The sequence below is a fragment of the Streptomyces sp. NBC_00483 genome, assembly GCF_036013745.1.
Lineage (GTDB): Bacteria > Actinomycetota > Actinomycetes > Streptomycetales > Streptomycetaceae > Streptomyces.
This window is the reverse complement of the sequence record NZ_CP107880.1, coordinates 3,187,006-3,212,892: the sequence shown is the minus strand read 5'-3', so window position 1 is coordinate 3,212,892 and position 25,887 is coordinate 3,187,006. Positions and strand designations below refer to the sequence as shown.

Annotated in this window: 23 protein-coding genes, 1 pseudogene and 1 riboswitch; of the genes and pseudogenes, 16 read left to right on the top strand and 8 right to left on the bottom strand. The window is 69.2% G+C overall.

Going from position 1 to position 25,887, the window contains the following annotated elements; translation table 11 throughout:
- Positions 1-13 precede the first annotated feature (13 nt).
- Positions 14-1,522, bottom strand: a complete 1,509-nt coding sequence (locus OHA73_RS14195) for a hypothetical protein (RefSeq protein ID WP_327655205.1) — start codon at positions 1,520-1,522, stop codon at positions 14-16.
- 72 nt (positions 1,523-1,594) lie between these two features.
- Complete coding sequence (locus OHA73_RS14190; RefSeq protein WP_266720442.1) at positions 1,595-1,804, bottom strand: hypothetical protein; 210 nt, start codon at positions 1,802-1,804, stop codon at positions 1,595-1,597.
- A gap of 135 nt (positions 1,805-1,939) precedes the next feature.
- Between OHA73_RS14190 and OHA73_RS14185 the strand changes: the two genes are divergently transcribed.
- Positions 1,940-2,914: a carbohydrate kinase family protein gene (locus OHA73_RS14185; protein WP_267070711.1), complete on the top strand. Its 975-nt coding sequence runs from the start codon at positions 1,940-1,942 to the stop codon at positions 2,912-2,914.
- A 123-nt stretch (positions 2,915-3,037) separates the two neighbouring features.
- Here OHA73_RS14185 and OHA73_RS14180 read toward each other — a convergent pair whose 3' ends face one another.
- The gene (locus OHA73_RS14180; RefSeq protein ID WP_327655204.1) at positions 3,038-4,417 is read right to left on the bottom strand and encodes a cysteine desulfurase/sulfurtransferase TusA family protein; all 1,380 of its coding nucleotides are present in this window, start codon (positions 4,415-4,417) and stop codon (positions 3,038-3,040) included.
- A gap of 729 nt (positions 4,418-5,146) precedes the next feature.
- Between OHA73_RS14180 and ctaC the strand changes: the two genes are divergently transcribed.
- The 4 genes from ctaC to OHA73_RS14160 all read left to right on the top strand — a co-directional run bounded on the left by ctaC (position 5,147) and on the right by OHA73_RS14160 (position 9,629).
- Complete coding sequence (gene ctaC / locus OHA73_RS14175) at positions 5,147-6,106, top strand: aa3-type cytochrome oxidase subunit II (protein WP_266720448.1); 960 nt, start codon at positions 5,147-5,149, stop codon at positions 6,104-6,106.
- Complete coding sequence (gene ctaD, locus OHA73_RS14170) at positions 6,103-7,833, top strand: aa3-type cytochrome oxidase subunit I (protein WP_266720450.1); 1,731 nt, start codon at positions 6,103-6,105, stop codon at positions 7,831-7,833. Before ctaC ends, ctaD begins: the two co-directional genes overlap by 4 nt.
- A complete protein-coding gene (locus OHA73_RS14165; protein ID WP_266720452.1) occupies positions 7,830-8,228 on the top strand; it encodes a cytochrome c oxidase subunit 4 in 399 nt (132 codons plus the stop codon). The genes ctaD and OHA73_RS14165 overlap by 4 nt, the downstream gene beginning before the upstream one ends.
- 144 nt (positions 8,229-8,372) lie before the next feature.
- Complete coding sequence (locus OHA73_RS14160) at positions 8,373-9,629, top strand: L,D-transpeptidase (protein WP_267070713.1); 1,257 nt, start codon at positions 8,373-8,375, stop codon at positions 9,627-9,629.
- Between the two features lie 105 nt (positions 9,630-9,734).
- Here OHA73_RS14160 and OHA73_RS14155 read toward each other — a convergent pair whose 3' ends face one another.
- Positions 9,735-10,136: a hypothetical protein gene (locus OHA73_RS14155; protein WP_266720456.1), complete on the bottom strand. Its 402-nt coding sequence runs from the start codon at positions 10,134-10,136 to the stop codon at positions 9,735-9,737.
- Between the two features lie 183 nt (positions 10,137-10,319).
- Here OHA73_RS14155 and ctaE point away from each other — a divergent pair, with 183 nt between their 5' ends.
- The 6 genes from ctaE to OHA73_RS14125 all read left to right on the top strand — a co-directional run bounded on the left by ctaE (position 10,320) and on the right by OHA73_RS14125 (position 17,504).
- Entirely contained in the window at positions 10,320-10,940 is a 621-nt protein-coding gene (gene ctaE, locus OHA73_RS14150; RefSeq protein ID WP_266720458.1) for an aa3-type cytochrome oxidase subunit III, read from the top strand.
- Positions 10,941-11,021: 81 nt separating this feature from the next.
- On the top strand, positions 11,022-11,831 hold the full coding sequence (qcrC, locus tag OHA73_RS14145; RefSeq protein ID WP_266720460.1) for a cytochrome bc1 complex diheme cytochrome c subunit: 810 nt from the start codon (positions 11,022-11,024) through the stop codon (positions 11,829-11,831).
- On the top strand, positions 11,828-12,883 hold the full coding sequence (gene qcrA / locus OHA73_RS14140; protein WP_327655203.1) for a cytochrome bc1 complex Rieske iron-sulfur subunit: 1,056 nt from the start codon (positions 11,828-11,830) through the stop codon (positions 12,881-12,883). Before qcrC ends, qcrA begins: the two co-directional genes overlap by 4 nt.
- Positions 12,880-14,520: a cytochrome bc1 complex cytochrome b subunit gene (qcrB, locus tag OHA73_RS14135; protein ID WP_267070714.1), complete on the top strand. Its 1,641-nt coding sequence runs from the start codon at positions 12,880-12,882 to the stop codon at positions 14,518-14,520. Before qcrA ends, qcrB begins: the two co-directional genes overlap by 4 nt.
- A gap of 133 nt (positions 14,521-14,653) precedes the next feature.
- On the top strand, positions 14,654-15,718 hold the full coding sequence (gene trpD / locus OHA73_RS14130; RefSeq protein WP_266720466.1) for an anthranilate phosphoribosyltransferase: 1,065 nt from the start codon (positions 14,654-14,656) through the stop codon (positions 15,716-15,718).
- An 87-nt stretch (positions 15,719-15,805) separates the two neighbouring features.
- A riboswitch (SAM riboswitch) is annotated at positions 15,806-15,939 on the top strand.
- Positions 15,940-16,130: 191 nt separating this feature from the next.
- The gene (locus OHA73_RS14125) at positions 16,131-17,504 is read left to right on the top strand and encodes an aminotransferase class V-fold PLP-dependent enzyme (RefSeq protein WP_267070716.1); all 1,374 of its coding nucleotides are present in this window, start codon (positions 16,131-16,133) and stop codon (positions 17,502-17,504) included.
- Here OHA73_RS14125 and OHA73_RS45755 read toward each other — a convergent pair.
- The 3 genes and pseudogenes from OHA73_RS45755 to OHA73_RS14110 form a co-directional block, all read right to left on the bottom strand.
- Positions 17,456-17,809 (bottom strand): annotated as a pseudogene (locus OHA73_RS45755) (glycerate kinase); the annotation flags it as partial. The gene OHA73_RS14125 and the pseudogene OHA73_RS45755 overlap by 49 nt on opposite strands.
- Positions 17,773-18,054, bottom strand: a complete 282-nt coding sequence (locus tag OHA73_RS14115; RefSeq protein WP_266720470.1) for an Lrp/AsnC family transcriptional regulator — start codon at positions 18,052-18,054, stop codon at positions 17,773-17,775. The gene OHA73_RS14115 and the pseudogene OHA73_RS45755, both read right to left, overlap by 37 nt.
- A complete protein-coding gene (locus tag OHA73_RS14110; RefSeq protein ID WP_266720472.1) occupies positions 18,051-18,794 on the bottom strand; it encodes a rhomboid family intramembrane serine protease in 744 nt (247 codons plus the stop codon). The genes OHA73_RS14115 and OHA73_RS14110 overlap by 4 nt, the downstream gene beginning before the upstream one ends.
- 112 nt (positions 18,795-18,906) lie before the next feature.
- Here OHA73_RS14110 and OHA73_RS14105 point away from each other — a divergent pair, with 112 nt between their 5' ends.
- The 5 genes from OHA73_RS14105 to OHA73_RS14085 all read left to right on the top strand — a co-directional run bounded on the left by OHA73_RS14105 (position 18,907) and on the right by OHA73_RS14085 (position 24,592).
- Entirely contained in the window at positions 18,907-19,146 is a 240-nt protein-coding gene (locus tag OHA73_RS14105) for a hypothetical protein (RefSeq protein ID WP_009309707.1), read from the top strand.
- A gap of 32 nt (positions 19,147-19,178) precedes the next feature.
- Positions 19,179-20,531, top strand: coding sequence for an NYN domain-containing protein (locus OHA73_RS14100; protein ID WP_327655202.1), 1,353 nt, complete (start codon positions 19,179-19,181; stop codon positions 20,529-20,531).
- Positions 20,532-20,832: 301 nt separating this feature from the next.
- Positions 20,833-21,858 carry a C40 family peptidase gene (locus tag OHA73_RS14095; RefSeq protein ID WP_266720482.1) on the top strand — a complete coding sequence of 342 codons (1,026 nt, stop codon included), beginning with the start codon at positions 20,833-20,835 and terminating at the stop codon, positions 21,856-21,858.
- A 266-nt stretch (positions 21,859-22,124) separates the two neighbouring features.
- Positions 22,125-23,159 carry a C40 family peptidase gene (locus tag OHA73_RS14090; protein ID WP_327655201.1) on the top strand — a complete coding sequence of 345 codons (1,035 nt, stop codon included), beginning with the start codon at positions 22,125-22,127 and terminating at the stop codon, positions 23,157-23,159.
- A gap of 221 nt (positions 23,160-23,380) precedes the next feature.
- A complete protein-coding gene (locus tag OHA73_RS14085; protein ID WP_327655200.1) occupies positions 23,381-24,592 on the top strand; it encodes a hypothetical protein in 1,212 nt (403 codons plus the stop codon).
- Between the two features lie 10 nt (positions 24,593-24,602).
- Here OHA73_RS14085 and OHA73_RS14080 read toward each other — a convergent pair whose 3' ends face one another.
- Positions 24,603-25,844, bottom strand: a complete 1,242-nt coding sequence (locus OHA73_RS14080) for a glycosyltransferase family 87 protein (RefSeq protein WP_327655199.1) — start codon at positions 25,842-25,844, stop codon at positions 24,603-24,605.
- Positions 25,845-25,887 lie beyond the last annotated feature (43 nt).

The window sequence follows — 25,887 nt, the reverse complement described above, 5'->3', positions numbered from 1 at the left end:
TTGCTCCGGGCGCTCAGCCGCGGGGCGCGGGCTCGACCCCGCCGGGCGCGTTCTTCTGCGCGGGCCGCACGGTGGCCCCGTCGGCCGCCACCACCTTCCGCTCGCCCAGCGGCTCGTCCAGCGTCACCTGCAACGTATAGAACTTCGCCAGCTCGATGCAGACGGTGCCCTTCTTCTGCGTCTCGGTGACCTTCACGCTCACGCGGCCCCCGGACTCGCTCGCCGACGCCGTGTACTTCGCGCACACCCCGCCCGTGAAGTGCAGGGTCAGGGTCCTGCCCTTGGCGCTGTAGCCCTGGACGTGCACGGTGCGGGTGTCACCGCCCGCCTTGTCGGAGGGCTCGGAGGGCTTCGAGGGATTCGATGGCGTGGGCTTCGTGCTCGGCTGTGAACTCTTCGGCGACGCAAGGTACTTGGGCTCCACCGCCGGATACGTCACCGTGAACGCGGCGTCCGACCCGCTCGGCCGCACCTCGAACAGCCACGACGGCACCAGCGCCTGCCGCCCCGCGACGGTGTGCGCGGCGAGCCCGAACGTCGCCTCGGTGACGGCGACCGTGGACGGCTTGGGCGGCGCCGAAGCGCAGTCCGCGTCCTTGTCCTCGCCCAGCGGCACCGGACTCGCGCACCCACCGACGGACACCCGGCCCCCGGCCGCCGCCCCGTTCATCCGCTCAAGGGCCTCGCGCGCCCCCACCGTCGGATACGTGTCACCCTTGGACGGCGCCTTCAACTGGCCGCTCCCGCCCACCACTTGACCGTCCGAACCGACCTGGATCCCGGTCGACCAGCCGTACGTCGGCAGCCCGCCGACCGCCGGGTCGGCGTTCACCACGCGGGTGGCGCCCATGAGTTGACCGGCATCCAGCTTGGCGTCGTCCTGGCCGAGGGCCTTCAGGAGTGGAGCGGCGGCCTTCTTCGCGGCGGCCTCGCTGACCGCGTCCTTGGAACTGCCCCCGCCCGTCGGGTCCGAACACTTCGCCACGCCACCGCACTTGCTGCCGGCGGACGGCGCGTACCTGGAGTACGTCCAGGTCCCCGGCGCCTTCCGGCTCACCTGCAACGAGGGCCCCGAACCGTCCTTCGCCGGACCCACCTTCCAGGCGTCACCCGACCGTTGCATCTTCCCCGGTACGTCGAGGGCCTCGGCGAGCGTGCCGGCCTCGGCGGCGGTCACCTCGCCGCGGGCCCGGTACACGGGCGCCTTCCCCGGGCCCGCCGGGAGATCACCGGTCGCCTTGTAGCGGGTGCCGTTCGGGTCCGGCTCGCCGGGCGCGATGCCGGGCGGCGCCGTGCCGGAGGAGGGGGCGGCGTCGGAGTAGCCGTCCAGGGCGAGCGGCGGGGGAGTGCCCGGGCCGGCGTCGCCGGGTCGGCCCGACCCCTCGCCCTCGGACCCGCCCATCGCGTTCGCCGCCAGATACGCGCCGCCGCCACCGGCCAGCAGGACGGCCGCCGCGACCGACACGACAGCCGCCGTGCGCCGTCGCGGGAGCCGGTCCCGCGTCCGCTCTTCGCTGCTCACCGCATCGCTCCTTCTCACCGGGGACACCGATGGGACGGGGCGGGCGGACGCGCGGTTCCCTTCCGGAACCCGTCAGTCGCCGAAACCGGCCATGGAGTCGATCAGCCGCGCGGACGACTCGGGCACGACGACCCCGTGAATTCCGGAGGGGCCGGGCGCGGCGCCGGGCCGCTCGACCTCCCATGGCGCCGGCGGTGTCACCCAGTGCGGGAGCATCCGGACGCAGTCACCGCGCAGTGCCGCGAGATCGTCCTGGACCATGCCTGACGCGTCGTAGGTCATGACGGCACGGTAGCCCTGAGGTGACATCCGAAGAAAGACCCGCTATCGGGCATTTTCCATACTTCAGCCCGCGCACCCCGAGCGGGTAGCGTGAAGCGTCAACTCCTCCCCTTATTCAGGAAGCGTGCTCACGCCGTGCGAATCGCAGTCACCGGCTCCATCGCCACTGACCACCTGATGACCTTCCCCGGCCGTTTCGCCGACCAGCTCGTCGCGGACCAGCTGCACACGGTCTCCCTCTCCTTCCTCGTCGACGCCCTCGACGTACGACGTGGAGGCGTCGGCCCCAACATCGCCTTCGGTATGGGGCAGCTCGGCACGAACCCGATCCTGGTCGGCGCCGCCGGCTCGGACTTCGACGAGTACCGCGCCTGGCTGGACCGCCACGGCGTGGACACGGAGTCCGTCCGGATCTCCGAGACCCTGCAGACGGCCCGTTTCGTGTGCACCACGGACGCGGACCACAACCAGATCGGCTCCTTCTACACGGGGGCCATGAGTGAGGCCAGGCTCATCGAGCTGAAGACCGTCGCGGACCGCGTCGACGGTCTCGACCTGGTCCTCATCGGCGCGGACGACCCGGAGGCGATGCTCCGACACACGGAGGAGTGCCGAAGCCGGTCGATCCCGTTCGCCGCCGACTTCTCGCAGCAGATCGCGCGCATGGAGGGCGAGGAGATCCGGACGCTCCTCGACGGCGCGACGTACCTCTTCTCCAACGAGTACGAGAAGGGACTCATCGAGTCCAAGACCGGCTGGACCGAAGCCGAGATCCTCGGCAAGGTCGGCCACCGCGTCACCACGCTCGGCGCGCGCGGTGTCCGCATCGAGAAGGCCGGCGAGGACCCGCTCGAGGTCGGCGTCCCGCAGGAGGAGGCCAAGGTCGACCCGACGGGCGTCGGCGACGCGTTCCGCGCGGGCTTCCTGTCCGGCCTCGCCTGGGGCGTCTCGCACGAGCGTGCGGCGCAGGTCGGATGCATGCTCGCGACGCTGGTCATCGAGACGCTCGGCACCCAGGAGTACGAGTTGCGGCGGGCGCCGTTCATGGACCGGTTCCGTAAGCAGTACGGGGACGTGGCCGCGGGGGAGGTCGAGGCTCACCTGGGCTGACGCCTCGGTCGGGACCGCGGCCGTTGCTGCTCTCGTGCCGAGTAGCGCGGCTGCGGTCTGTTCGTGGCCGGGTTTGCGCCCACGCGGCGGAGCCGCATATCGACACAGCCCCGCGCCCCTGGGCTACACGGTCCTGCGCACCACGTATGTCGCGCCCCCAGCAGTCCGGGGTTCTGCTCGTACGTACTCGTGGCCCTGGGTGTAGCACCATGCCGGGATGTCGATCGCGGCCACCTCGTCGTCCGCGAGGACGGTCACCGTGCCGCCCACCCGCACCCCGCCGATCGCCCTGCCGAGTTCGATGACCGGCTGGGGGCAGGTCAGTCCCAGCGCGTCGACGGTCACCGCATCGGCCGTGCCCTCCGCACCGGCGACCGGCGCGCCCAGCTTCTCCCGTACGTCGCCCACCACACCCGGCAGCACGTCGAGGAACCGCTCGACCTCGGCAGCCTCCGTGCCCAGAGGCAGCGACACCCGTACGTTCCCCTCGCTCACCACGCCCATCGCGCGCAGCACATGGCTGGGCGTCAGCGTGCTGCTCGTACAGGACGACCCGGACGAAACGGAGAAACCGGCACGGTCGAGCCCGTGCAGCAGGCTCTCCCCGTCGACGTACAGACACGAGAACGTCACCAGGTGCGGCAGCCGTCGCACCGGATCCCCGACGACCTCCACGTCCGACAGCAGCTCCGGCACCCGGGTCCGGATCCGCTCCGTCAACTCCCTGAGCCGCGCCGCCTCCTCGGCGGCCTCCGCCCGGACGGCCCGGAGCGACGCGGCCGCGGCCACGATGCCCGGAATGTTCTCGAAACCGGCGGCGCGCCCCGACTCCCGCTCGTCGGCGGGCCCTTGAGGGGCGAACCGCGTCCCCTTCCGTACGACGAGCAGACCGACCCCGGCCGGGCCGCCCCACTTGTGCGCACTCCCGGCGAGCACCGACCACTCACCCGCCACCGGCCCCCAGGCCAAGGACTGCGCCGCATCCACGAACAACGGAACTCCAGCAGCCCGGCACACCTCGGCCACCTCCGCGACCGGCTGCTCGGTCCCCACCTCATGGTTGGCGGACTGCAGGCAGGCGAGCGCGGTGTCCTCGCGCAGCGCATCCCGGAACGCCTCGACGGTGACGCGCCCTTCGCGCCCCACCCCGACCTGAGTCACCGACCCGCCGAGGTTTTCGTGTGCTGCCGCCGAATGGAGCACGGCCGAATGTTCGACAGCTGACACGACCAGATGCTTCCCGGCGCGCCGCCGCCCGGCGAGCGCCCCCGCGATCCCGTCGTGCACGGCTCGCGTCCCCGACGACGTGAACACGAGCTCGTCAACCTGACACCCCACGGCCTCGGCGGCCGCCTCCCGCGCGGCGTCAAGCAACAGCCGCGCCCGTCGTCCTTCCCGGTACAAACGGGACGGATCGGCCCACCCCTCATCAAGCGAGGCCTGCAACGCCTGCCGCGCGACGGAATGAAGAGGAGCAGCCGAAGCAACATCGAAGTACGCCACGCCGCAACGCTAAGGGGCGCCGGGGCGAAGTCGCCCCTCAGGGCCGCGGACCCGTGACACCACCGGCTCCACCGCGGGGCACACCTAGACAGGCCGGTCGGCCAGCCCCCGCCTCCCTCCAGGGGCGCGGGGAACTGCGCACGCCAACCACGCCTGACCCCCACCCGCCGGAGGGGCCAGCCCCCGCCTCCCTCCAGGGGCGCGGGGAACTGCGCACCCCAGCCACGCCGGACCGCCACCGGCCGGAGCGGCCAAGCCCCGCCTCCCTCCAGGGGCGCGGGGAACTGCGCACGCCAACCACGATCGGCCGCCACCCGCCGGACCGGCCAGCCCCGCCTCCCTCCAGGGGCGCGGGGAACTGCGCACCCCAGCCACGCCGGACCGCCACTGGCCGGAGCGGCCAAGCCCCACCTCCCTCCAGGGGCGCGGGGAACTGCGCACCCCAGCCACGACTGACCCCCACCCACCGGAGCAGCCAAGCCCCACCTCCGAAGGTCACCCCCACCCCGACCCCCCGTCAGAAACCCTCAAACGCGGCCCGATCCCACCCTTCGGAGTGACCCGCGGCGCGTTAGGCACCCTCCCCGCGCAACCCCAAATAGCGTCCAGTAGGGTTTGGTCCGCATAAACATCCAAACCCCTGCCCGTGTGCCAGGGCGGCGAGCGACCAGCGAGATGGCGGCCGTAGCCAACCAAAGAGCGCGGGCGAGACTCTCGGGAAGGCGCTACGTGAGTCCCAACGGCTCCGACCGCTCGTCGCGGCGCCCGATGCGGCGGAAGCTGCCGCAGGTGCTGACTGCGGGCCTGATCCTGGTAACCGCTACCGGTTGCACATACAAGGACTTCCCTCGTCTTGGTATGCCCACCCCGGTGACGGAGGAGGCCCCTAGGATCCTCTCCCTCTGGCAGGGCTCGTGGGCGGCAGCGCTCGCCACGGGCGTGCTGGTGTGGGGGCTGATCCTGTGGAGTGTCATCTTCCACCGGCGCAGCCGCACCAAGATCGAGGTTCCAACTCAGACGCGGTACAACATGCCGCTCGAGGCGCTGTACACGGTTGTTCCGCTGATCATCGTGTCGGTCCTCTTCTACTTCACCGCGCGCGACGAGTCGAAGCTTCTGAAGCTCGACGACAAGCCCGCGCACACCGTCAACGTGGTCGGCTACCAGTGGAGCTGGGGCTTCAACTACGTCGAGAACGTGCCGGGTGTCGACGGAGACGCCAAGACCTCCAAGGAGCTCTCGGCGATTCCGAAGCGCTTCAAGGAGGACTTCCCGGCGAACGCCGGTGGTGTCTACGAGGTCGGTACTCCTGGCGAGCGGAACCCGCAGACCAACAACCCCGGCCCGACCCTCTGGCTCCCCAAGGGCGAGAAGGTCCGCTTCGTTCTGACTTCGCGTGACGTCATCCACTCCTTCTGGGTGGTGCCGTTCCTCATGAAGCAGGACGTCATCCCGGGCCACACCAACTCCTTCGAGGTGACCCCCAACAAGGAGGGGACCTTCCTGGGCAAGTGCGCCGAGCTTTGCGGCGTCGACCACTCCAGGATGCTGTTCAACGTGAAGGTCGTCTCTCCTGAGCGTTACCAGCAGCACCTCAAGGACCTCGCCAAGAAGGGGCAGACCGGTTACGTCCCGGCTGGCATCGCCCAGACGGACCACGAGAAGGACCGGGAGACGAAGAACCTGTGAGCATCCTCAACGAACCCCAGGGTGCCGCGGCAGCAAGCGACTCGTACGAGAACGAGCTGCCGGCCCGGCCCAAGAGCCCCGGCGCGACGGTGATCAAGTGGCTCACCACCACTGACCACAAGACCATCGGCACGCTGTATCTGGTCACGTCGTTCGCGTTCTTCTGCATCGGCGGCGTCCTGGCGCTCTTCATGCGCGCCGAACTGGCTCGTCCCGGCACGCAGATCATGTCGAACGAGCAGTTCAACCAGGCGTTCACGATGCACGGCACGATCATGCTGCTGATGTTCGCGACGCCACTGTTCTCCGGCTTCGCGAACTGGATCATGCCGCTCCAGATCGGCGCCCCCGACGTCGCGTTCCCGCGGCTGAACATGTTCGCCTACTGGCTGTACCTGTTCGGCTCGCTGATCGCGGTGGGTGGCTTCATCACCCCGCAGGGCGCCGCCGACTTCGGCTGGTTCGCCTACAGCCCGCTGTCGGACGCGGTCCGTTCGCCGGGCATCGGCGCCGACATGTGGATCATGGGTCTGGCCTTCTCCGGCTTCGGCACGATCCTCGGCTCGGTCAACTTCATCACCACGATCATCTGCATGCGCGCTCCTGGCATGACGATGTTCCGCATGCCGATCTTCGTGTGGAACGTGCTGCTGACCGGTGTGCTGGTCCTGCTGGCCTTCCCGGTGCTGGCCGCCGCGCTGTTCGCCCTGGAGGCGGACCGCAAGTTCGGTGCCCATGTATTCGACGCCAGTAATGGCGGGGCATTGCTATGGCAACACCTCTTCTGGTTCTTCGGACACCCAGAGGTGTACATCATCGCCCTACCATTCTTCGGAATTATTTCCGAAGTGATCCCGGTCTTCTCGCGCAAGCCGATGTTCGGCTACTCCGGCCTCATCGGTGCGACGATCGCGATCGCCGGCCTCTCCGTGACGGTGTGGGCGCACCACATGTACGTCACCGGCGGTGTGTTGCTTCCATTCTTCTCCTTCATGACGTTCCTCATCGCCGTCCCAACAGGCGTGAAGTTCTTCAACTGGATCGGAACGATGTGGAAGGGCTCGCTGTCCTTCGAGACACCGATGCTCTGGACGATCGGCTTCCTGATCACCTTCACCTTCGGTGGTCTGACCGGCGTCATCCTGGCGGCCCCGCCGCTGGACTTCCACGTCTCGGACTCGTACTTCGTGGTGGCGCACTTCCACTACGTGGTGTTCGGCACCGTCGTGTTCGCGATGTTCGCCGGCTTCCACTTCTGGTGGCCGAAGATGACCGGCAAGATGCTCGACGAGCGTCTCGGCAAGATCACCTTCTGGACGCTGTTCATCGGCTTCCACGGCACGTTCCTGGTGCAGCACTGGCTGGGCGTCGAGGGCATGCCGCGTCGTTACGCGGACTACCTCGCGGCCGACGGCTTCACCGCGCTGAACACGATCTCGACGATCTCCTCGTTCCTGCTCGGCCTGTCGATCCTGCCGTTCCTCTACAACGTCTGGAAGACCGCCAAGTACGGCAAGAAGGTCGAGGTCGACGACCCGTGGGGTTACGGCCGTTCGCTGGAGTGGGCGACGTCCTGCCCGCCGCCGCGGCACAACTTCCTCACGCTGCCGCGCATCCGTTCGGAATCCCCGGCGTTCGATCTGCACCACCCGGAGATCGCCGCCCTGGACCAGCTTGAGAACGCCGGTCACGGCGACAAGGCCCTTGCTAAGGAGGCCGGCAAGTGAAGGTCCAAGGCAAGATGTTCATCTGGCTGAGCCTCTTCGTCCTGATCATGGCCGGTGTCTACGGCGTGTGGTCGAAGGAGCCGGCCGGTACGACGGCGCTCTTCCTGGCGTTCGGCCTGTGCATCATGGTCGGCTACTACCTGGCCTTCACGGCCCGGCGTGTCGACACCGGTGCCCAGGACAACAAGGAGGCCGACGTCGCGGACGACGCCGGCGAGGTGGGCTTCTTCAGCCCGCACTCCTGGCAGCCGCTCGCGCTCGGGGTCGGTGGCGCGCTCGCGTTCCTGGCCGTGGCCATCGGCTGGTGGCTGCTGTACTTCTCGGCCCCGATCATCATGTTCGGCCTGTGGGGCTGGGTCTTCGAGTACTACCGCGGCGAGAACCAGAACCAGTGAGCTGCGGCTGACCGGTACTGAACTTCCGTAACCGACGGGCCCGGACACTCCTGATGGAGTGTCCGGGCCCGTCGGTGTGTTGTCTGTTGCCCCGTGCGGCTCACTCGCCGCGCTGGACCGGGAGTTCCTTCTTACGGTGAGGTCATGAACCACTCACCGCGTATCCGTACGGTTCTGGGCTGCACCGTGCTGGTGGCCGCACTCGGTGCGAGCACAGCGGCATGCGGCAACTCCTCCCACCCGCTCTCCGCCAAGCCGTACGACGCGGCGAGCCAGATCTCCTTCAGCGGTCCCGCGGGCAGCGCCAAGAAGGCGGACCCGGACAAGCCGCTGGAGGTCACCGCCCAGGGCGACGAGTCCCGCATCACCGACGTCACCGCCCAGGACGCCATGGGCCGCTATGTCGCGGGCGAACTCTCCGTCGACGGCACGAGATGGCACACCACCGCCCCGCTGACCGCGGACACTCGCTACACGGTCCGGGTGAGCACCGAGGACGAGGACGGCGGACCCGGCCGCAAGGTCCTGGGCTTCGACACCGGCCACCCGGGCAAGGAGAAGGCCCTCAAGGTCACGTTCGGCCCGCAGAAGGGCACATACGGCGTCGGACAGCCGATCACCGCCGAACTCAACAAGCCCGTCCGGGACGAGAAGTCCCGCGCGCTGGTGGAGCGCTCCCTGCAGGTCGACTCCAAGCCCGCCGTGGACGGCTCCTGGTACTGGGTGGACAGCACCGAACTGCACTACCGCCCCAAGGGGTACTGGCCCACACAGGCGAAAATCACCGCCTCCAGCAGGCTGGAGGGCGTGAAGATCCGGGACGGTCTTTGGGGCGGCAGCTCCAAGCCGCTGACCATCAGCACGGGCGACCGCATCGTGGCCGTCACCGACGCCGGCTCGCACTCCATGACGGTCTACCGCAACGGCAAGGAGATCAACTCCATCCCGGTCACCACCGGCAAGGCCGGCTACGAGACCCGAAACGGCGTCAAGGTGGTGCTCGGCAAGGAGTACTACGTACGGATGCGGGGCGAGACGATCGGCATCTCCGAGGGCTCCTCGGACTCGTACGACCTGCCCGTGTACTACGCGACCCGCGTCACCTGGAGCGGCGAGTACGTGCACGCCGCGCCCTGGTCGGTCGGCGCGCAGGGCTCAGCGAACGTCAGCCACGGCTGCACCGGCATGAGCACCAACAACGCCGCCTGGTTCTTCGACACCGTGCGCCAGGGCGACATCGTGAAGGTCGTCAACAGCTACGGCTCGGAAATGGACCCGTTCGGGAACGGGTTCGGCGACTGGAACGTCAGCTGGAAGAAGTGGAAGGCGGGCAGCGCCCTCACGAAGAAGGCCGACAAGCCCGACCCGGCCCTCCAGGCACGGCTCAGCCCTCAGGTCTGAGGCCGCCCGGCAGGATCAGCGGTGTGACTTCCGACTCCCGTACGCCATCGGTGTACGGGAGTCGGCGCGTGCGGGAGCCGACGGCAGCCGGCCCGTGCGGGCGCCTCAGGCGCCGACAGCGAGCCGGGAGCGCAGCAGGGAGGCCAGCGCCTCGGCGAACTCCACGGGCTCCACAGGGAGCGTCACAGCCGCCTCCGCGCGGCTCCACGTCGCCAGCCACGCGTCCTGCGGGCGGCCGATCAGGAGCAGCACCGGCGGGCAGTGGAAGATCTCGTCCTTGATCTGCCGGCACACGCCCATGCCGCCCGCGGGAGCGGCCTCGCCGTCGAGCACACAGACGTCGATCCCGCCGCGGTCCAGCTCCTTCATGACGGCCGGAAGCGTCGCGCATTCGATGAACTGCACCTCGGGGGTGTCGGACGCGGGCCGTCGGCCTGTCGCGAGGCGCACCTGCTCGCGCGTGTTGGCGTCGTCGCTGTAGACCAGAACCGTCGCGGTCGACTGCATCGTTCCTCCGAGGCGTTGTCGGTCGGTGGAGCCCAAGAACGTAACTGCGCGGAGCCTACTCCTCCCGACACCCCGTCAACACCGGTTCGCACGCGGCTCCGATGGGCCATTTGGGCTGGACACACCACCCAGACACTCCGAACGGCACCCCCCGGAGTGAGGGCGAGATAAGCGACCGACATAATGTCGGTCGTGGCGACAGCAACGACAGTAGAAACCGGGCACGCGCACCCGTCGGTCAATCGACCGAACCTCACCAGCGTCGGAACCATCATCTGGCTGAGTTCCGAGCTGATGTTCTTCGCGGCCCTCTTCGCGATGTACTTCACCCTGCGATCGGTGACCGGGCCGGATCACTGGAAGGAAATGGCGCATGCGCTGAATCTTCCGTTCTCCGCGACGAACACCACGATCCTGGTGCTCTCCTCACTCACGTGCCAGATGGGCGTGTTCGCCGCTGAGCGCGGCGACGTGAAGAAGCTCCGTTCGTGGTTCATCGTCACCTTCATCATGGGTGCGATCTTCATCGGCGGTCAGGTCTACGAGTACACCGAGCTGGTCAAGAAGGATGGGCTCTCGCTCTCCTCCGACCCGTACGGCTCGGTGTTCTACCTGACCACCGGCTTCCACGGCATGCACGTGACAGGTGGCCTCATCGCCTTCCTGTTCGTCCTCGGCAGGACGTACGCGGCCCGGAAGTTCACCCATCATCAGGCGACAGCCGCCATCGTCGTGTCCTATTACTGGCACTTCGTGGACGTCGTCTGGATCGGCCTCTTCGCCACGATCTACCTGATCAAGTAGTTCGACGATCACAGCATCGGGCGAAGTACCCGACACATTTCCGCAGCACCGACGCAGAAGATCCTGACACCGGGGTAATCCGTGAAAAAGCTCTCCGCACGACGACGCCATCCGCTGGCGGCGGTCGTCGTCCTACTCCTCGCGCTGGCGGCCACCGGGGGGCTGTACGCCGCGTTCGCACCCGCGGACAAGGCGCAGGCCGATGAAACCGCCCAGTCCCTCGCCATCGACGAGGGCAAGAAGCTCTTCTCCGTAGGCTGCGCCAGCTGCCACGGAACCGGCGGTCAGGGCACCTCCGACGGGCCGAGCCTCGTGGGTGTCGGCTCCGCCGCCGTCGACTTCCAGGTCGGTACCGGCCGTATGCCGGCCCAGCAGCCGGGCGCGCAGGTCCCGAAGAAGAAGGTCATCTACTCGCAGGCCGAGATCGACCAGCTCGCGGCGTACATCGCGTCGCTGGGTGCCGGTCCGGTCACGCCGACCGCCAAGGACTACAGCGCCAACGGCGCGGACATCGCCAAGGGTGGCGAGCTGTTCCGCACCAACTGCGCGCAGTGCCACAACTTCACTGGTGAGGGTGGCGCGCTGACACACGGCAAGTTCGCACCGAGCCTCGAGGGTGTCGCCCCGAAGCACATCTACGAGGCCATGCAGACCGGCCCGCAGAACATGCCGTCGTTCCCGGACACGACGATGACCAAGCAGAACAAGAAGGACATCATCGCGTACCTCGACGCGGTCAACGGTGACAAGACCGAGAGCCCTGGCGGACTCAAGCTGGGCGGGCTCGGCCCGGTCAGTGAGGGCCTGTTCGCCTGGATCTTCGGTCTTGGCGGTCTGATCGCCGTCGCCATCTGGGTTGCCGCTCGGACCGCAAAGGCCAAGAAGTCATGAGTAGCCAAGACATTCCAGAAGAGAACCTGCCCACTGAGCAGGACGCCGAGGAGCACGGCTCGGTCGCGGTGAAGGACGAGCCCTTCACCGACCCGGGTCTGCCGCCCCACGAGCACCGGATCCAGGACCTCGACGAGCGGGCCGCCAAGCGGTCCGAGCGCGTCGTTGCCTTCCTGTTCATGGTGTCGATGCTGGCCACGGTCGGCTTCATCGCCTCGTACGTCACCATCGACGTCGACACGAGCATCTACGTCTTCCCGATCGGGCACATCAGCGCGCTCAACTTCGCGCTCGGCCTGACCCTGGGCGTGGCCCTGTTCTGCATCGGCGCGGGCGCGGTCCACTGGGCCCGCACCCTGATGTCCGACGAAGAGGTCATCCAGGAGCGGCACCCGATCGAGGCGGAGCCCGAGGTCAAGGCGAAGGTCCTGCAGGACTTCGCCGACGGCGCCCGCGAGTCGCAGTTCGGCCGGCGCAAGCTGATCCGCAACACCCTGTTCGGCGCGCTCGCGCTGGTGCCCCTTTCCGGTGTGGTCCTGCTTCGTGACCTCGGGCCGCTGCCCGAGAAGAAGCTGCGCACCACGTCGTGGAAGAAGGGCCTGACCCTCGTCAACATGAACACGAACGAGCCGCTGCGTCCTTCGGACATCGCGGTCGGCTCGCTCACCTTCGCCAAGCCCGAGGGCCTGGAGGAGCACGACGAGGAATTCCAGAAGAAGATCGCCAAGGACGCCCTGATGCTCGTCCGCATCCAGCCGGAGAACATCAAGGACAAGCAGGAACTCGAGTGGTCCCACGAGGGCATCGTGGCCTACTCGAAGATCTGCACCCACGTCGGTTGCCCGATCTCGCTGTACGAGCAGCAGACGCACCACGCGCTGTGCCCGTGCCACCAGTCCACCTTCGACCTCTCCGACGGCGCCCGGGTGATCTTCGGTCCTGCCGGTCACGCGCTGCCGCAGCTGCGCATCGGCGTCAACGAAGAGGGTCACCTCGAGGCGCTGAGCGAATTCGCTGAGCCCGTCGGTCCTGCCTTCTGGGAGCGCGGATGAGTACTACGACCACGAACGACGCGCCTGCGCGCGAGAAGGCTCCGGCCGGCGAGCGCGTAGCCGACTGGGCCGACGGACGTCTGGGGATCTACTCCCTGGCCAAGTCCAACATGCGCAAGATCTTTCCGGACCACTGGTCCTTCATGCTCGGCGAGATCTGCATGTACAGCTTCATCATCATCATCCTCACGGGTGTGTATCTGACGCTGTTCTTCCACCCGTCGATGAACGAGGTCACCTACGACGGCAGCTACGTCCCGCTCCAGGGGCAGCTGATGTCGGAGGCCTTCAACTCGACCATGCACATCTCCTTCGATGTGCGCGGTGGCCTGCTGATCCGGCAGATCCACCACTGGGCCGCGCTGATCTTCCTCGCGGGCATGTTCGTGCACATGATGCGCGTGTTCTTCACGGGTGCGTTCCGCAAGCCGCGTGAGGTCAACTGGGTCTTCGGCTTCCTGCTGTTCGTCCTGGGCATGTTCACCGGTTTCACCGGTTACTCGCTCCCGGACGACCTGCTCTCCGGCACCGGTGTCCGCTTCATGGAGGGCGCGATCCTGTCCGTGCCGATCGTCGGTACGTACATGTCGTTCTTCCTGTTCGGCGGAGAGTTCCCCGGCGGCGACTTCGTCGCGCGGTTCTACTCGATCCACATCCTGCTGTTGCCGGGCATCATGCTCGGCCTGATGGCGGCCCACCTGATCCTGGTCTTCTACCACAAGCACACGCAGTTCGCGGGTGCCGGAAAGACCAACAAGAACGTCGTGGGCATGCCGCTGCTGCCGGTCTACATGGCCAAGGCGGGTGGCTTCTTCTTCCTGGTCTTCGGCGTCATCGCGGTGATCGCCGCGATCGCCACGATCAACCCGATCTGGGCCATCGGACCGTACCGGCCCGACCAGGTGTCCACCGGTGCACAGCCCGACTGGTACATGGGCTTCTCCGAAGGCCTGATTCGAGTGATGCCGGGCTGGGAGATCGACTTCTGGGGTCATACGCTCGTCCTGGGCGTGGCCATCCCGCTGGTCGTGGTCTTCCCGCTGGTCCTGGTCGCGATCGCGGTCTACCCGTTCATCGAGTCCTGGGTCACCGGCGACAAGCGCGAGCACCACATCCTGGACCGCCCGCGCAACGCTCCGACGCGTACGGCCTTCGGTGTCGCGTGGATCACCTGGTACATGGTGCTGCTCATCGGTGGTGGTAACGACCTCTGGGCCACGCACTTCCACCTGTCGATCAATGCGATCACCTGGTTCGTCCGGATCGCGTTCTTCGTCGGACCGGTCATCGCCTTCATCGTCACCAAGCGGATCTGCCTCGGCCTCCAGCGCCGCGACAAGGACAAGGTGCTGCACGGACGCGAGTCCGGCATCATCAAGCGCCTGCCGCACGGTGAGTTCGTCGAGGTGCACGAGCCGCTCGACCAGGAGGCCCTGCACACGCTCACGGCGCACGAGCAGTACGCGCCGGTCGAGCTCGGCCCGGCGGTCGACGAGAACGGTGTCGAGCGCAAGGTCACGCGGCTGCAGAAGCTGCGTGGCAAGCTCTCGCGCGGTTACTACGGGGAGAACAACCAGATCCCGAAGCCGACCGCCGAGGAGTACAAGGAGATCACCAGCGGCCACGGCCACCACTGATCTCTGAATCGTCGCTGTAAGCCACCGCGGGAGCCCTCGTCCAGTGCCTGGACGGGGGCTCTTTGCGGTCCCGGGACCTGGATAGGGTGGGGTCGGCACCACCCTCGACCCACAGATGCACACAGGAGCGGCCATGAGCGCTTTGAACCCCGCTGGAGGCAACACCGCGGCGGGCCGTTCCTGGCCCGCCGTCCTGAACGGCCTGCTCGAAGGCCGTGACCAGAGCGCCGACGACACCGCGTGGGCGATGGACCGGATCATGCGGGGCGAGGCGACCGACGCCCAGATCGCCGGGTTCGCGGTGGCGCTGCGCGCCAAGGGCGAGACCGTGCAGGAGATCACCGGTCTCGTACGCGGCATGTACGAGCACGCCAACGTGATCGAGGTGCCCGGCGAGACCGTCGACATCGTCGGCACCGGCGGCGACGGCGCCAAGACCGTCAACATCTCCACGATGTCGGCGATCGTCATCGCGGGCACCGGCGCCAAGGTCGTCAAGCACGGCAACCGTGCCGCCTCCTCCGCCTCGGGCTCCTCCGACGTACTGGAGAAGCTCGGCGTCAATCTCGACCTGTCGCCGAAGCGGGTGCCCGAGGTCGCCGAGGAAGCCGGCATCACGTTCTGCTTCGCCATAAAGTTCCACCCCGCGCTGCGCTACGCGGGCGCCGCGCGCGGCCAGCTCGGCATCCGCACGGTTTTCAACCTGCTGGGCCCGCTGACCAACCCGGCCAAGGTGAAGGCGCAGGCCGTCGGCGTGGCCGATGCCCGGATGGCGCCGATCGTGGCCGGGGTCTTCGCCGAGCGCGGCAACTCCTCCCTGGTGTTCCGCGGTGACGACGGGCTCGACGAGCTGACCACCACGGGAACGTCGCGCGTGTGGGTGGTGCGCGACGGCGCCGTGCGCGAGGAGTCCTTCGACCCGCGCGACGTCGGCATCGACATCGTGCCCATCGAGGCGCTGCGCGGCGGCGACCCCTCGTACAACGCGGAGGTCGCCCTGCGCCTCCTCGACGGCGAGCAGGGGCCGGTGCGCGACGCGGTGCTGCTGAACTCGGCGGCGGCCCTGGTGGCCGTGCGGCCCGGCGAGGGCACGCTCGTGGAGCAGATCCGGGCCGGCATGGACCGGGCGGCCGAGTCGATCGACTCCGGCGCGGCGAAGGCCGCCCTGGAGCGGTGGGTGGCGGCCAGCAACCGCTGAGCACGCGTCAGATGTGACGCAGGGCGCAGTCCGGATTTTGGACTGCGCCCTTGCCGTATCCGAGACGTGTGGCAGGATGCTTTTCAAGGTCATGAGTGACAGCGCGGTGATATTTCACTGTAGAAGGCCCCAGCCCGCTGTCCGGCAACCCTCCGTCCGTGGCGGGGTGCCCTGGGTGAAGACCAGGCCGTGCGCAGCAAGGCGTGCGGCAAGCGCGGGCCCCTCGACATCGGTGAATGTCGCAGCCCTGGGGTCCTGGTCCTCAAGGGAGCAGTCTCGTGAGCAAGCGAATGCGATAGGGCGTTTCGGCCCCGCCTCCGCGTACCCGTTTCATCTTTCTTTCCATGCTGTCGAGCCACGTGGTTCTGGTTCCGGCATGGTCAATTCGCTTATCGCGCCAGGGAGTTCACTCATGTCTGTTTCCGTCGACGCCGCCGCCTGTACTCAGACCATCGCCCCGCTTCAGGTCCTCGGCCGGGACGTCACCGTGCCGCTCGTCCACGGCGGCGAGGTCACGTACGCCGCCCTCGACTACGCCGCCAGCGCGCCCGCCCTCCAGCGGGTCTGGGACGACGTCGCCGCCTACGCGCCGTACTACGGGAGCGTGCACCGCGGCGCCGGGTACCTGTCGCAGCTGTCGACGGACCTGTTCGAGAACTCCCGGGTCGCCGTCGCCGAGTTCCTCGGCTGCCGCGAGGACGACCAGGTCGTCTTCACCCGGTCCACCACCGACTCGCTCAACCTGCTCGCCGCCGCGCTGCCCGCCGGCTGCGAGGTGTTCGTCTTCGAGACCGAGCACCACGCGTCGCTGCTGCCGTGGCGCGACGCCCGCGTGACGTACCTGAACGCGCCGCGCACCCCCGGCGAGGCCGTCGCCACCCTGGAGCGCGCCCTCGCCGACCGCGACCCCTACGGTCCGGCCCTCGTCTGCGTCACCGGTGCCTCCAACGTCACCGGTGAGCTCTGGCCGGTGCGCGAGCTCGCGGCGGCCGCTCACGCGCACGGTGCCCGCATCGTGCTCGACGCCGCGCAGCTCGCGCCCCACCACCCGGTCTCCGTCCAGGACCTGGACGTCGACTGGGTCGCCTTCTCCGGGCACAAGCTGTACGCCCCGTTCGGCTCGGGTGTGCTCGCCGGCCGCTCCGACTGGCTGACGGAGGCCGAGCCGTACCTCGCCGGTGGTGGCGCGTCCAAGAAGGTCGCGCGCCGCACGGACGGTGGCGTGGACGTCGAGTGGCACGCCACCGCCGCCCGCCACGAGGCCGGTTCGCCGAACGTCATCGGTGTGTACTCCATCGCCTCCGCCTGCAAGGCGCTCACCGAGGCCGGGTTCGACAACCTCGTCGCCCGCGAGCAATACCTGATCCGCAAGGTCCAGGAGGGCCTCGCCGAGGTGCCCGAGGTGAAGGTGCTGTCCCTGTTCGGGGACGATGCGCCGCGCGTGGGCGTGCTGTCCTTCGTCGTCGACGGCTGGAACTCCTCGCACTTTGCCGCCGCGCTCTCCGCCGAGTACGGGATCGGGGTCCGTGACGGCCTGTTCTGCGCCCACCCGCTGGTGCGCACGCTGCTCGGCTCCGACCCGCAGCAGCAGGGCGAGTGCGGCGCCCCGGAGGCCGCGCCGGGCGAGAAGTCGCTCAACGCCATCCGCGTCAGCTTCGGCGCCGGCACGCCGGACGAGCACGTGGAGCGTTTCGTGGCCGCCGTGAAGGAGCTCGTCCAGGACGGCGCGCGGTGGAACTACCGCACCGAGGACGGGCGTTGCGTGCCGGACACGGCGAGCGCCTGATCCGGATTGGGGGTCGCCCGATCCGGCTGAGGGGCCGTACGGAGTCGGCTGCCGAGGACGATCATCCGTAGGGCCCGCTCGGTGGCGTCCGTGAGGAACTCGCCGCCGCGGCCCAGGCCGGCCGCCGGCTGTTCGACCTGCGTGGGCGTCGCGCCCTTCTGTGGGCCGAAGACGCGGGTGACGCCGCGCTCCCCGCACAGGACGTTGAACGGATTGCACGCCACCCGGATCTCGGTCTCCTTCATACGGGGCTTTTCGCGCGGAGGCGCTACGCGTCGAGGCCGATCGCGAACGCCGCCTCCAGGTCGTGCTGCGAGTACGTACGGAACGCGACGTGCGTGTCCGTGCCCTCGACGCCCTGGATCTTGCTGATCTTCCCGGGGATGACGTCCGCCAGATCGTCGTGGCGGGCGACCCGGACCATGGCGATCAGGTCGTAGGTGCCGGTGACGGAGAAGACCTCGCTCACGTTGTCCAGAGCCGCGATCGACTCGGCGATCTCGGGGATCCGGTCCACGCTGGTCTTGATGAGCACGATCGCGGTGATCACGGCTGGCTGTCTCCCTCGGTGGCCGTGGCATGGGTCGCCTCAACTCTAGCCCGCCCCCTGTACCTCACCCACGCGTAGAGGAACCCGACGGAGAACCCCACGAGGTGCGCCAGATACGCCACCCCCGGCCCCTGGCTGTCCTGCCCCGCCGCCACCCACTGCAGCGACACCCAGAACGGCAGCACCACCCACGCCGGAAACCGCAGCGGCAGAAACAGGAGGAAGGGGAACAGGCTCGTCACGCGGGCTTCGGGGAACAAGAAGAGGAACGCGCCGAGGACCGCCGAGATCGCCCCCGACGCGCCGACCAGGCTCTGGTCGGAATCGGTGTGCGCGAGCGTGTACCCGAGCAGCGCCACATAGCCGCTGACCCCATAGAACAGGGCGTACGAGAGGCGGCCCATGTGTTCCTCGACCATTGCCCCGAAGACGTAGAGGAAGAGCATGTTGCCCAGCAGGTGCAGCCAACTGCCGTGCACGAACAAGGCCGTGAGAGGGGTGAGCAGGGCCGCTGGTGAACCGTCGAACAATTCGTCGGGGACCACTCCCCAGCGCTCGAAGTAGGCGCTCTGCGCGGCGAGCAGCTGGTCCCCGGTGCCGTATCCGGGGTTGAGACCCGAGGCCGGGGACAGTACGAAGACCACGCAGCAGACCGCGATGATGCTGTACGTGACCGGAGCCGGGTGACCTCTGAGGAATGCGGTCAGCCTGTCGATCGCGGAGCGCCCATTGCCGATCATGGACAGAGCATGACGCAAGGCGGGGAGCGGGCGGCGTACGGCAGGCCGTAGGGTTACGGGCAATAAAGCAGCACCACGCAATCCGTATGCATCCGGAAGAAGGCACCACTCGATGACGGTTCCCCTGCCGACCGCCACCACCCGCTGGCGCTGCACCCTGTGCGGCAATCTGACGCGTTTCGACGTCACGCGGTCCTCAAAGGTCGTCGAGTACGTCCACCTGGACCTGGCCGGTGAGCCGAAGGTGGAGGAGCGCGAGGTGGTCAGTGAGACCATCGAGTCGGTGCGCTGTCGTTGGTGCAACGCGGTGGATCAGGTGGAACTGGTGGACAGGCCGGGCGCCGACTCCTGAGGAGCGGCTCCACAGCGACATTGGGGTGACGGATGGTGGAGAGCACAGGCGGGGAGGCCGGGGAGGGCGGCGCCGCCGAGGTGCTCGACCGACCGCTGCCCGAAGGGGTACGACGACGGGTCGTGCAGATCGCGTCGGACGGCTTCGGCGGTCTGACGGTAGGTGAACTTCCGGCGCAATTGCGGCAGTATGCCCGGTTCACCCCGACCCGGCGGATGAAGTTCGCCGGCAACGCGATGGCCGCGGCCCTGGAGAGCGACCCGCTGTTCCGGCAGCGCATCGGGGAGCGCCTGCGGGACGCGCAGCCCGAGCTCGCGGCCGCCCTGGAGGCGAGCTCCCCGCCGCCCGCGGCCGATCCGCTCGACGTGGCGGCGGCCGCCTACGTGCTGCGGCCCGTCGGCTGGGTGAAGCTCGTCGCCGCCGCGGGCGAGGACGCGGAGCGGGCCGACGCCGAGCGCGCCGACGACGAGACCCGCGCCGAACTGGAGCGGCTGCGCGCTGATCTGGCCGAGGCCAGGGCCCACACCAGGACCGAGGCGGAGCGGCTCCGCTCGGAGCTCGACGCCGCCAAGCGCGAGGTCGCCTCCGTGGAGCGCAAGCTGCGGGCCGCTCTCAGTGACGTGAAGCGCGGCGAGGCCGCCGTGCGCAAGGCGAAGGTCGAGACCGACGCGGTGCGCGCCGAGGGGCAGGCCCAGGTGTCCGCCGCGGAGAGCGAGTCGCGCCGGCTCAAATCGCGGCTCGGCGAGGCGGAGTCGGCCCTCGAGTCCTCCCGCAGGGCTGCCCGCGAGGGCCGCAGCATCGAGGACATGCGGGTGCGGCTGCTGCTCGACACGGTCCTGGACGCGGCCCAGGGGCTGCGCAGGGAGCTCGCGTTGCCGCCGGTGTCCTCGCGGCCCGCCGACTCCGTGGACGCCGTCGAGCCGGGCCGGATGACGCCGAAGGACATCGCGGCGCGCGCCCTGCACGAGCACGACCCGGCGATCCTCGACCAGTTGCTGGCGCTTCCGCAGGCCCACCTCGTGGTCGACGGCTACAACGTCACGAAGACCGGGTATCCGACGATGCCCCTGGAGAAGCAGCGGCTGCGCCTGCTCGGTTCGCTCTCGCAGCTCGCGGCGCAGACCGGGGCCGAGGTGACCTGTGTCTTCGACGGGGCCGAACTCGCCGCGCCCGTACTGCTCGCGCCGCCGCGCGGGGTGCGGGTGCTGTTCTCCAAACCGGGGGTCACGGCGGACGAGCTGATCCGTCAGCTCGTGCGCGCCGAGCCGTCGGGCCGCCCCGTCATCGTCGTGTCGACCGACCGGGAGGTCGCGGACGGCATCGCGAAGGCGGGGGCACGCCCGGTCGCCTCCGTGGTGCTCCTGAAACGACTCTCGCACGGCTGACGTTCGACCAAAAGGGGCCCCGAGTTACCTATGTCACACGCGCAACATCCGTGTCGAATGCCCGAATTGGCGAAACCTTCACGCAACGTAGCGTCAAGCGGACATCACTGCATGTGAGTTGAGTGCAAAGAATGCAGCGAGTGACGGAGTTTTTTCTCTGAGGGATTTGAACTGATCACGAAGAGGTCACTAGGGTCGGCTCGAACCTCCGCTCGGGTGATCACCTAAAAGGGGTGACGGTGGAGGGACACCGCCCGCCGGCGCATCGGTAGGCGGCTGGAGGAAGAAGGAGCTCGCCTTCGTGGCGTCCCACCGTCGACCCAAGCAGCCGAGCCGCACCCGCGTGACCGTGCTCACCGCGACCGCCGCCGCTGCCGTGGCCCTTACTTCTCAGGCCGCCAACGCCGCACCGAAGCCCAGCAAGAGTGAAGTCAAGGCCAAGGTCGACAAGCTCTACGAAGAGGCCGGTCTCGCGACCGACCACTACAACGGGGCCAAGGAGAAGCAGAAGAAGCTCGAGTCGGAGATCGGCGATCTCCAGGACAAGGTCGCCCGCGGCCAGGACGACCTCAACGAGCTGCGCTCCGGCCTCGGCACGCTCGCCGGGCAGCAGTACCGCTCCGGTGGCATCGACCCCTCGGTCCAGCTCTTCCTCTCCTCGGACCCGGACAGCTACCTCGACAAGGCCTCCACGCTCGACTCGCTCAGCGCCCAGCAGCTCGAGTCGCTCAAGAAGGTCCAGGAGAAGCAGCGCACGCTCGCCCAGGAGCGCGCAGAGGCCTCCCAGAAGCTCAAGGACCTCGCCGACACGCGCACCGAGCTCGGCAAGAAGAAGGACCAGGTCCAGGGCAAGCTCGCGGAGGCCCGCAAGCTGCTCAACACGCTGACCGCCGAGCAGCGGGCCAAGATGGCCGCCGAGCAGGAGCGCGCCAGCCGCGACTCCGCCAGCCGTGTCGACCTCGGCGACGCGCTGCCCGCCTCGGGCCGCGCCTCCGCCGCCCTGTCCGCGGCCGCCAGCCAGATCGGCAAGCCGTACGTCTCCGGCGGCTCGGGCCCCAACTCCTACGACTGCTCGGGCCTGACCCAGTGGGCGTACAACCAGGCCGGTGTCTCCATAACCCGGACCACGTACACGCAGATCGGTGAGGGCACCGAGGTGGCCAGGAGCCAGCTCAAGCCCGGTGACCTGGTCTTCTTCAACAACACCGAGCACGTGGGCCTGTACGCGGGCAACGGTCAGGTCCTGCACGCCCCGCACCCCGGTGCCAGCGTGCGCTACGAGTCGATGGACACGGTCGGTCCCTACCAGACCGCCCGCCGCATCTGACCGTCGCGGCCGAAGCGGGCCCTCCCGGCGGACTCGCTGGAAGGGCCCGCTTTCCACTTCCCAACGTGCCCTGGAAACGCGCCCGTTCGGGCGAATTCCACGGACCCGCGCTGACCCCTGCGCCCCGCCCATGACCTGCGTCAGAGGCGGGGCGCCGCGCTGCGTGTCCCCTGAACGGTCTTTGGTCAGGCGGTAGTCGCCCGACTACTGTCGGCGCGCATTCCCCCGATCACGGGGGTCCGTCAGCGGAAGGGGAGCGGCAACCCGTGGGTTCTCATCGCCGTATCTCGCACTCTCGGCACTCGGGCCTCGACCGGAGTACGCGAGCGACCGTTCTGGGCGTGGCCGCGGCCTCCGCGGCAGCGGCCCTCGGCGCAGCACCCGCGGGCGCGGCGCCGCAGGACAGGCCCGCCGCAGGCAAGGCCGCGGTGGACCGCCTGTACGAGCAGGCCGAGGAGGCCACCGAGGCGTTCAACCGGGCCGACGAGCGCACGGACAAGCTCCGCAAGGAACTCGCCGACACCCAGGACCAGGTGGCCCGCGGGCAGGAGCGGATCAACGCGATGCGGCGCGCGCTCGGCGTGGTGGCCGGCGCCCAGTACCGGTCCGGCGGCATGGACCCCTCGCTCGCCCTGATGCTCTCCTCCGACCCGGACGGCTACCTCGACAAGGCCGGCACGCTCGACCGGATCGGCGCGCGGCACGCGGGCGAGCTGGTCGAACTGCGGGGCGCCCAGCGCAATCTGGACCAGCGCAGGGCCGAGGCGCGGTCCGAGCTCGCCGAGCTGGAGGCCGCCCGCAAGGCCGTCAGGCAGCACAAGCAGACCGTGGAGAAGAAGCTGGCCAAGGCGCGGCAACTGCTCAACGCGATGCCGAGCGGGGAGCGGGCCGCGTACGACCGGGCCTCGCGTGGCGGCGCCCGCCCCGATCTGGCCGGTGCGGGGCCCGCCTCCTCCGACCGCGCTGCCGCCGCGCTCGCCGCCGCCAAGTCGGCGCTCGGCAAGCCGTACGTCTGGGGCTCCACAGGGCCCTCCGGCTTCGACTGCTCGGGCCTGATGCAGTGGTCGTACGGGCAGGCGGGCATCGGTCTGCCGCGCACCTCGCAGGCGCAGCGGTACGCGGGCCGCCAGGTCCCGCTCTCCCAGGCGCAGCCCGGCGACCTCGTGGCGTACGGCTCCGACGCCCACCACATCGGCATCTACGCGGGCAACGGCCAGGTGATCCACGCGCCGCACCCGGGCGCCCCGGTGCGCTACGACCCGGTCGGCATGATGCCCGTCTCATCCGTGACCCGCGTCTGATGCCTCCCGCGGGACTTAGGGCCCTTCTGACGGATCTTGCTGGAGTCGCGGGCCCTGGCACGCACATCTGCTGCGTTGTCGTCGGTTGCCAACGCTCCGCGTTGACGCCCTCCTCCGCCTTGCAGCTGCACGCACCAGCCCCCGCTCACCGGCACCGAACATGACAGCCGACCACGTCCAGCCTGATCCGTCAGAAGGACCCTAGCCGTACGATCGACAAGATGGCTGGTCGAGGGCGTGCGGTGGGCAGGGCGGGGAGTGCGGTGGCACTGGGCGCCCTGCTCGTAGGGCTTTCCGCGCTCTCCGGGTGCGGCAGGGACGCGGGGCCGAAGGGTGCCGACGCGTCCGCCGTGCAGCGGGTGCTCGACCAGCGGGCGCACGCGGTCGTCACCCGGGACGGGCCCGCCTACCGGTCGACGGGCAGCGCGGAGCCCGGCCTGCTCGACGACCTCTCCGAGGTCCCGCTCGACTCCTGGCAGTACAAGCTCACCCACCTGAAGCGCTCCGGATCCCGCGCCACCGCCACCGCCGAACTGCGCTACCGCATCGACGGCTACGACAAGGCGCCCGTCGTTGCCGAGCGCAGGCTGACGCTCGGCCACGGCGACGACGGCTGGTACGTCATTGGGGACCGGCCCGGGAAGAAGGCGGGCGAACAGCTGTGGGAGCAGGGGGAGGTGGCCGCGGTGAAGGGCGCGCACAGCCTGGTGCTCGGGGTCGGCAAACCACGCTCCGAACTGCGCTCCTACGCGAAGCTCGCCGACGAGGCGGTGCCCTCGGTGCAGCGTGCATGGGGCGGCGACTGGGCGCGCCGGGTCGTCGTTCTGGTGCCCGAGTCCCTCGACGAGATGGGCGAGTTGCTGGGCTCGCCCGCCGCCGGCTACCAGGGGATCGCGGCCGTCACGACGGGCGAGGCGGGCGGTCCCAGCACGGCGCCCGCGGACCGGGTGATCCTCAACCCCGAGGCGTACGGCGTGCTCGGCGAGGTCGGCAAGCAGGTCGTCCTCACCCACGAGACCGCCCACGTCGCCACCCGCCGCGCGACGTCCGCCGCGACCCCGCTGTGGCTCTCCGAGGGGTACGCGGACTGGGCGGGCTACCGCGAGAGCGACCGCACACCGGGCCAGGCGGCGCCCGAACTGCGCCGCGCGGTCGAGCAGAGCGCGGCGCCGGCACGGCTCCCCGACGACAAGGACTTCGGCTTCTCCGGCGACTCCGCCAAGCTCGCCCGCGCGTACGAGAGCGGCTGGTTGGCCTGCCGGATGATCGCGGACCGCTGGGGCGAGGCGAAGCTCAACGCGTTCTACAAGGCGGTCGGCGGCCACAAGCAGCGGGAAGGGGCCGTCGACGGCGCGCTGCGGCAGGCCCTCGGCATCGACGAGCAGGAGTTCGTGGCGCAGTGGCGGGAGTACGTGCGGTCCGAGCTGGGCTGATTTTTGGGCCCTAGGGCGTCGGTACCGCGTTGTCGCGCGAGGTCGGGGTGGGCGCAGGGGCGTGCTCGGCGCGCCGGGGTTCGGTCACCGTGGCGCGCCACAGCCGGCGGCAGGCGCTGAGGGAGGCCACGACCAGCAGGCCGTTGCGTACGAGGAGGAGGGTGACGCCGATCGGGTCGCTGGCGACCACGTTGCCGAAGTAGAGCGGGAACTCCAGGAACGTCACGAAGGTCGCCGCGAGCACCAGCCACACCGGCAGCGTCATCCGGCTGTCGCGGAAGAGGAGACAGACCGCCGCGACGCCCACCAGCCACACCATGTACTGCGGGCTGATCACGCGGCTCGTCGTCGTGAACAGCAGCACCGCCGTCAGGCCCGCGTCGGCGAGCGTCGCGGGCTGCCAGGCGCGCGCCTTGAACCGCCACAGCAGCAGCCAGCCGAACGCGAGCGCCGTGAGTACCTGCGCCAGGGTGCTCACCACGTCCACGTACGGGCCGAGGAACTCGACCGAGCCGTAGTTCAGCTGCACCGTGCCGTTCCAGCCGAACTGGCGCGCCACGTGGAAGACGAGTGAGCCGAGGGACTCCACCTCGGTGCCGCGGTTCTTCTGGAACGTGAGGAAGGCGAGCGCGCCCGGCATCGCGAGCGTGAAGGCGACGAGCAGCCCGGCCGCTGTCAGGACCGCCGTGCCCCACGTCTGCCGGGCGGCCCGGCCGCGCCGCGTGCCGACCAGCAGCAGCGCCGGCCACACCTTGATCATCGCGCCGATCGCCGCGAAGACGCCCGCGGCCCGCGGATGCCGGGCCGCCGCGAGCAGCGACGCGATCGCGACGGCCGTCACCATCACGTCGTAGCGCGCGTAGACGGTCTGTCCGAGCAGTGGCAGCCCGATGACCCACACCCAGGTGCCGCGCCGCGATCCGCCCCGCCGTTCGGAGACGTAGAGGAGCATCAGCAGGACGACGGCGTCCGCCAGGAACGCGAGCAGGAAGAAGGCGGAGGCGTACTCCAGGAAGGGCAGCAGCGCGGGGGAGAGGATCGCCATCGCGGCGGCCGGCGGGTACTGCCACGTGACGTCGTCCAGAGGGAACGTTCCGGTGCGCAGCACATCGAACCAGCCCTGGTAAATCACGTGGACGTCGCTGGTGACGTCGGGACCCGGAACAACGATCACCTTGAAGACGCACAGCAGAAGCAGCGCGCGGGTCAGTACCCAGGTGACCAGGAGCCCGGCGGGCGTTCGCGTCTTCATTCGATACATGATGCCGGGAAGCCCTGTGGCCTGGCCATGGACC

Coding starts and splice junctions, on each gene's coding strand:
- OHA73_RS14190 (WP_266720442.1), bottom strand. CDS start 1,804: ATGACCTACGACGCGTCAGGCATGGTCCAGGACGATCTCGCGGCACTG.
- OHA73_RS14160 (WP_267070713.1), top strand. CDS start 8,373: ATGAACCACTCACCGCGTATCCGTACGGTTCTGGGCTGCACCGTGCTG.
- OHA73_RS14155 (WP_266720456.1), bottom strand. CDS start 10,136: ATGCAGTCGACCGCGACGGTTCTGGTCTACAGCGACGACGCCAACACG.
- ctaE (WP_266720458.1), top strand. CDS start 10,320: ATGTCGGTCGTGGCGACAGCAACGACAGTAGAAACCGGGCACGCGCAC.
- qcrA (WP_327655203.1), top strand. CDS start 11,828: ATGAGTAGCCAAGACATTCCAGAAGAGAACCTGCCCACTGAGCAGGAC.
- qcrB (WP_267070714.1), top strand. CDS start 12,880: ATGAGTACTACGACCACGAACGACGCGCCTGCGCGCGAGAAGGCTCCG.
- trpD (WP_266720466.1), top strand. CDS start 14,654: ATGAGCGCTTTGAACCCCGCTGGAGGCAACACCGCGGCGGGCCGTTCC.
- OHA73_RS14125 (WP_267070716.1), top strand. CDS start 16,131: ATGTCTGTTTCCGTCGACGCCGCCGCCTGTACTCAGACCATCGCCCCG.
- OHA73_RS14110 (WP_266720472.1), bottom strand. CDS start 18,794: ATGATCGGCAATGGGCGCTCCGCGATCGACAGGCTGACCGCATTCCTC.
- OHA73_RS14105 (WP_009309707.1), top strand. CDS start 18,907: ATGACGGTTCCCCTGCCGACCGCCACCACCCGCTGGCGCTGCACCCTG.
- OHA73_RS14100 (WP_327655202.1), top strand. CDS start 19,179: ATGGTGGAGAGCACAGGCGGGGAGGCCGGGGAGGGCGGCGCCGCCGAG.
- OHA73_RS14085 (WP_327655200.1), top strand. CDS start 23,381: ATGGCTGGTCGAGGGCGTGCGGTGGGCAGGGCGGGGAGTGCGGTGGCA.
- OHA73_RS14080 (WP_327655199.1), bottom strand. CDS start 25,844: ATGAAGACGCGAACGCCCGCCGGGCTCCTGGTCACCTGGGTACTGACC.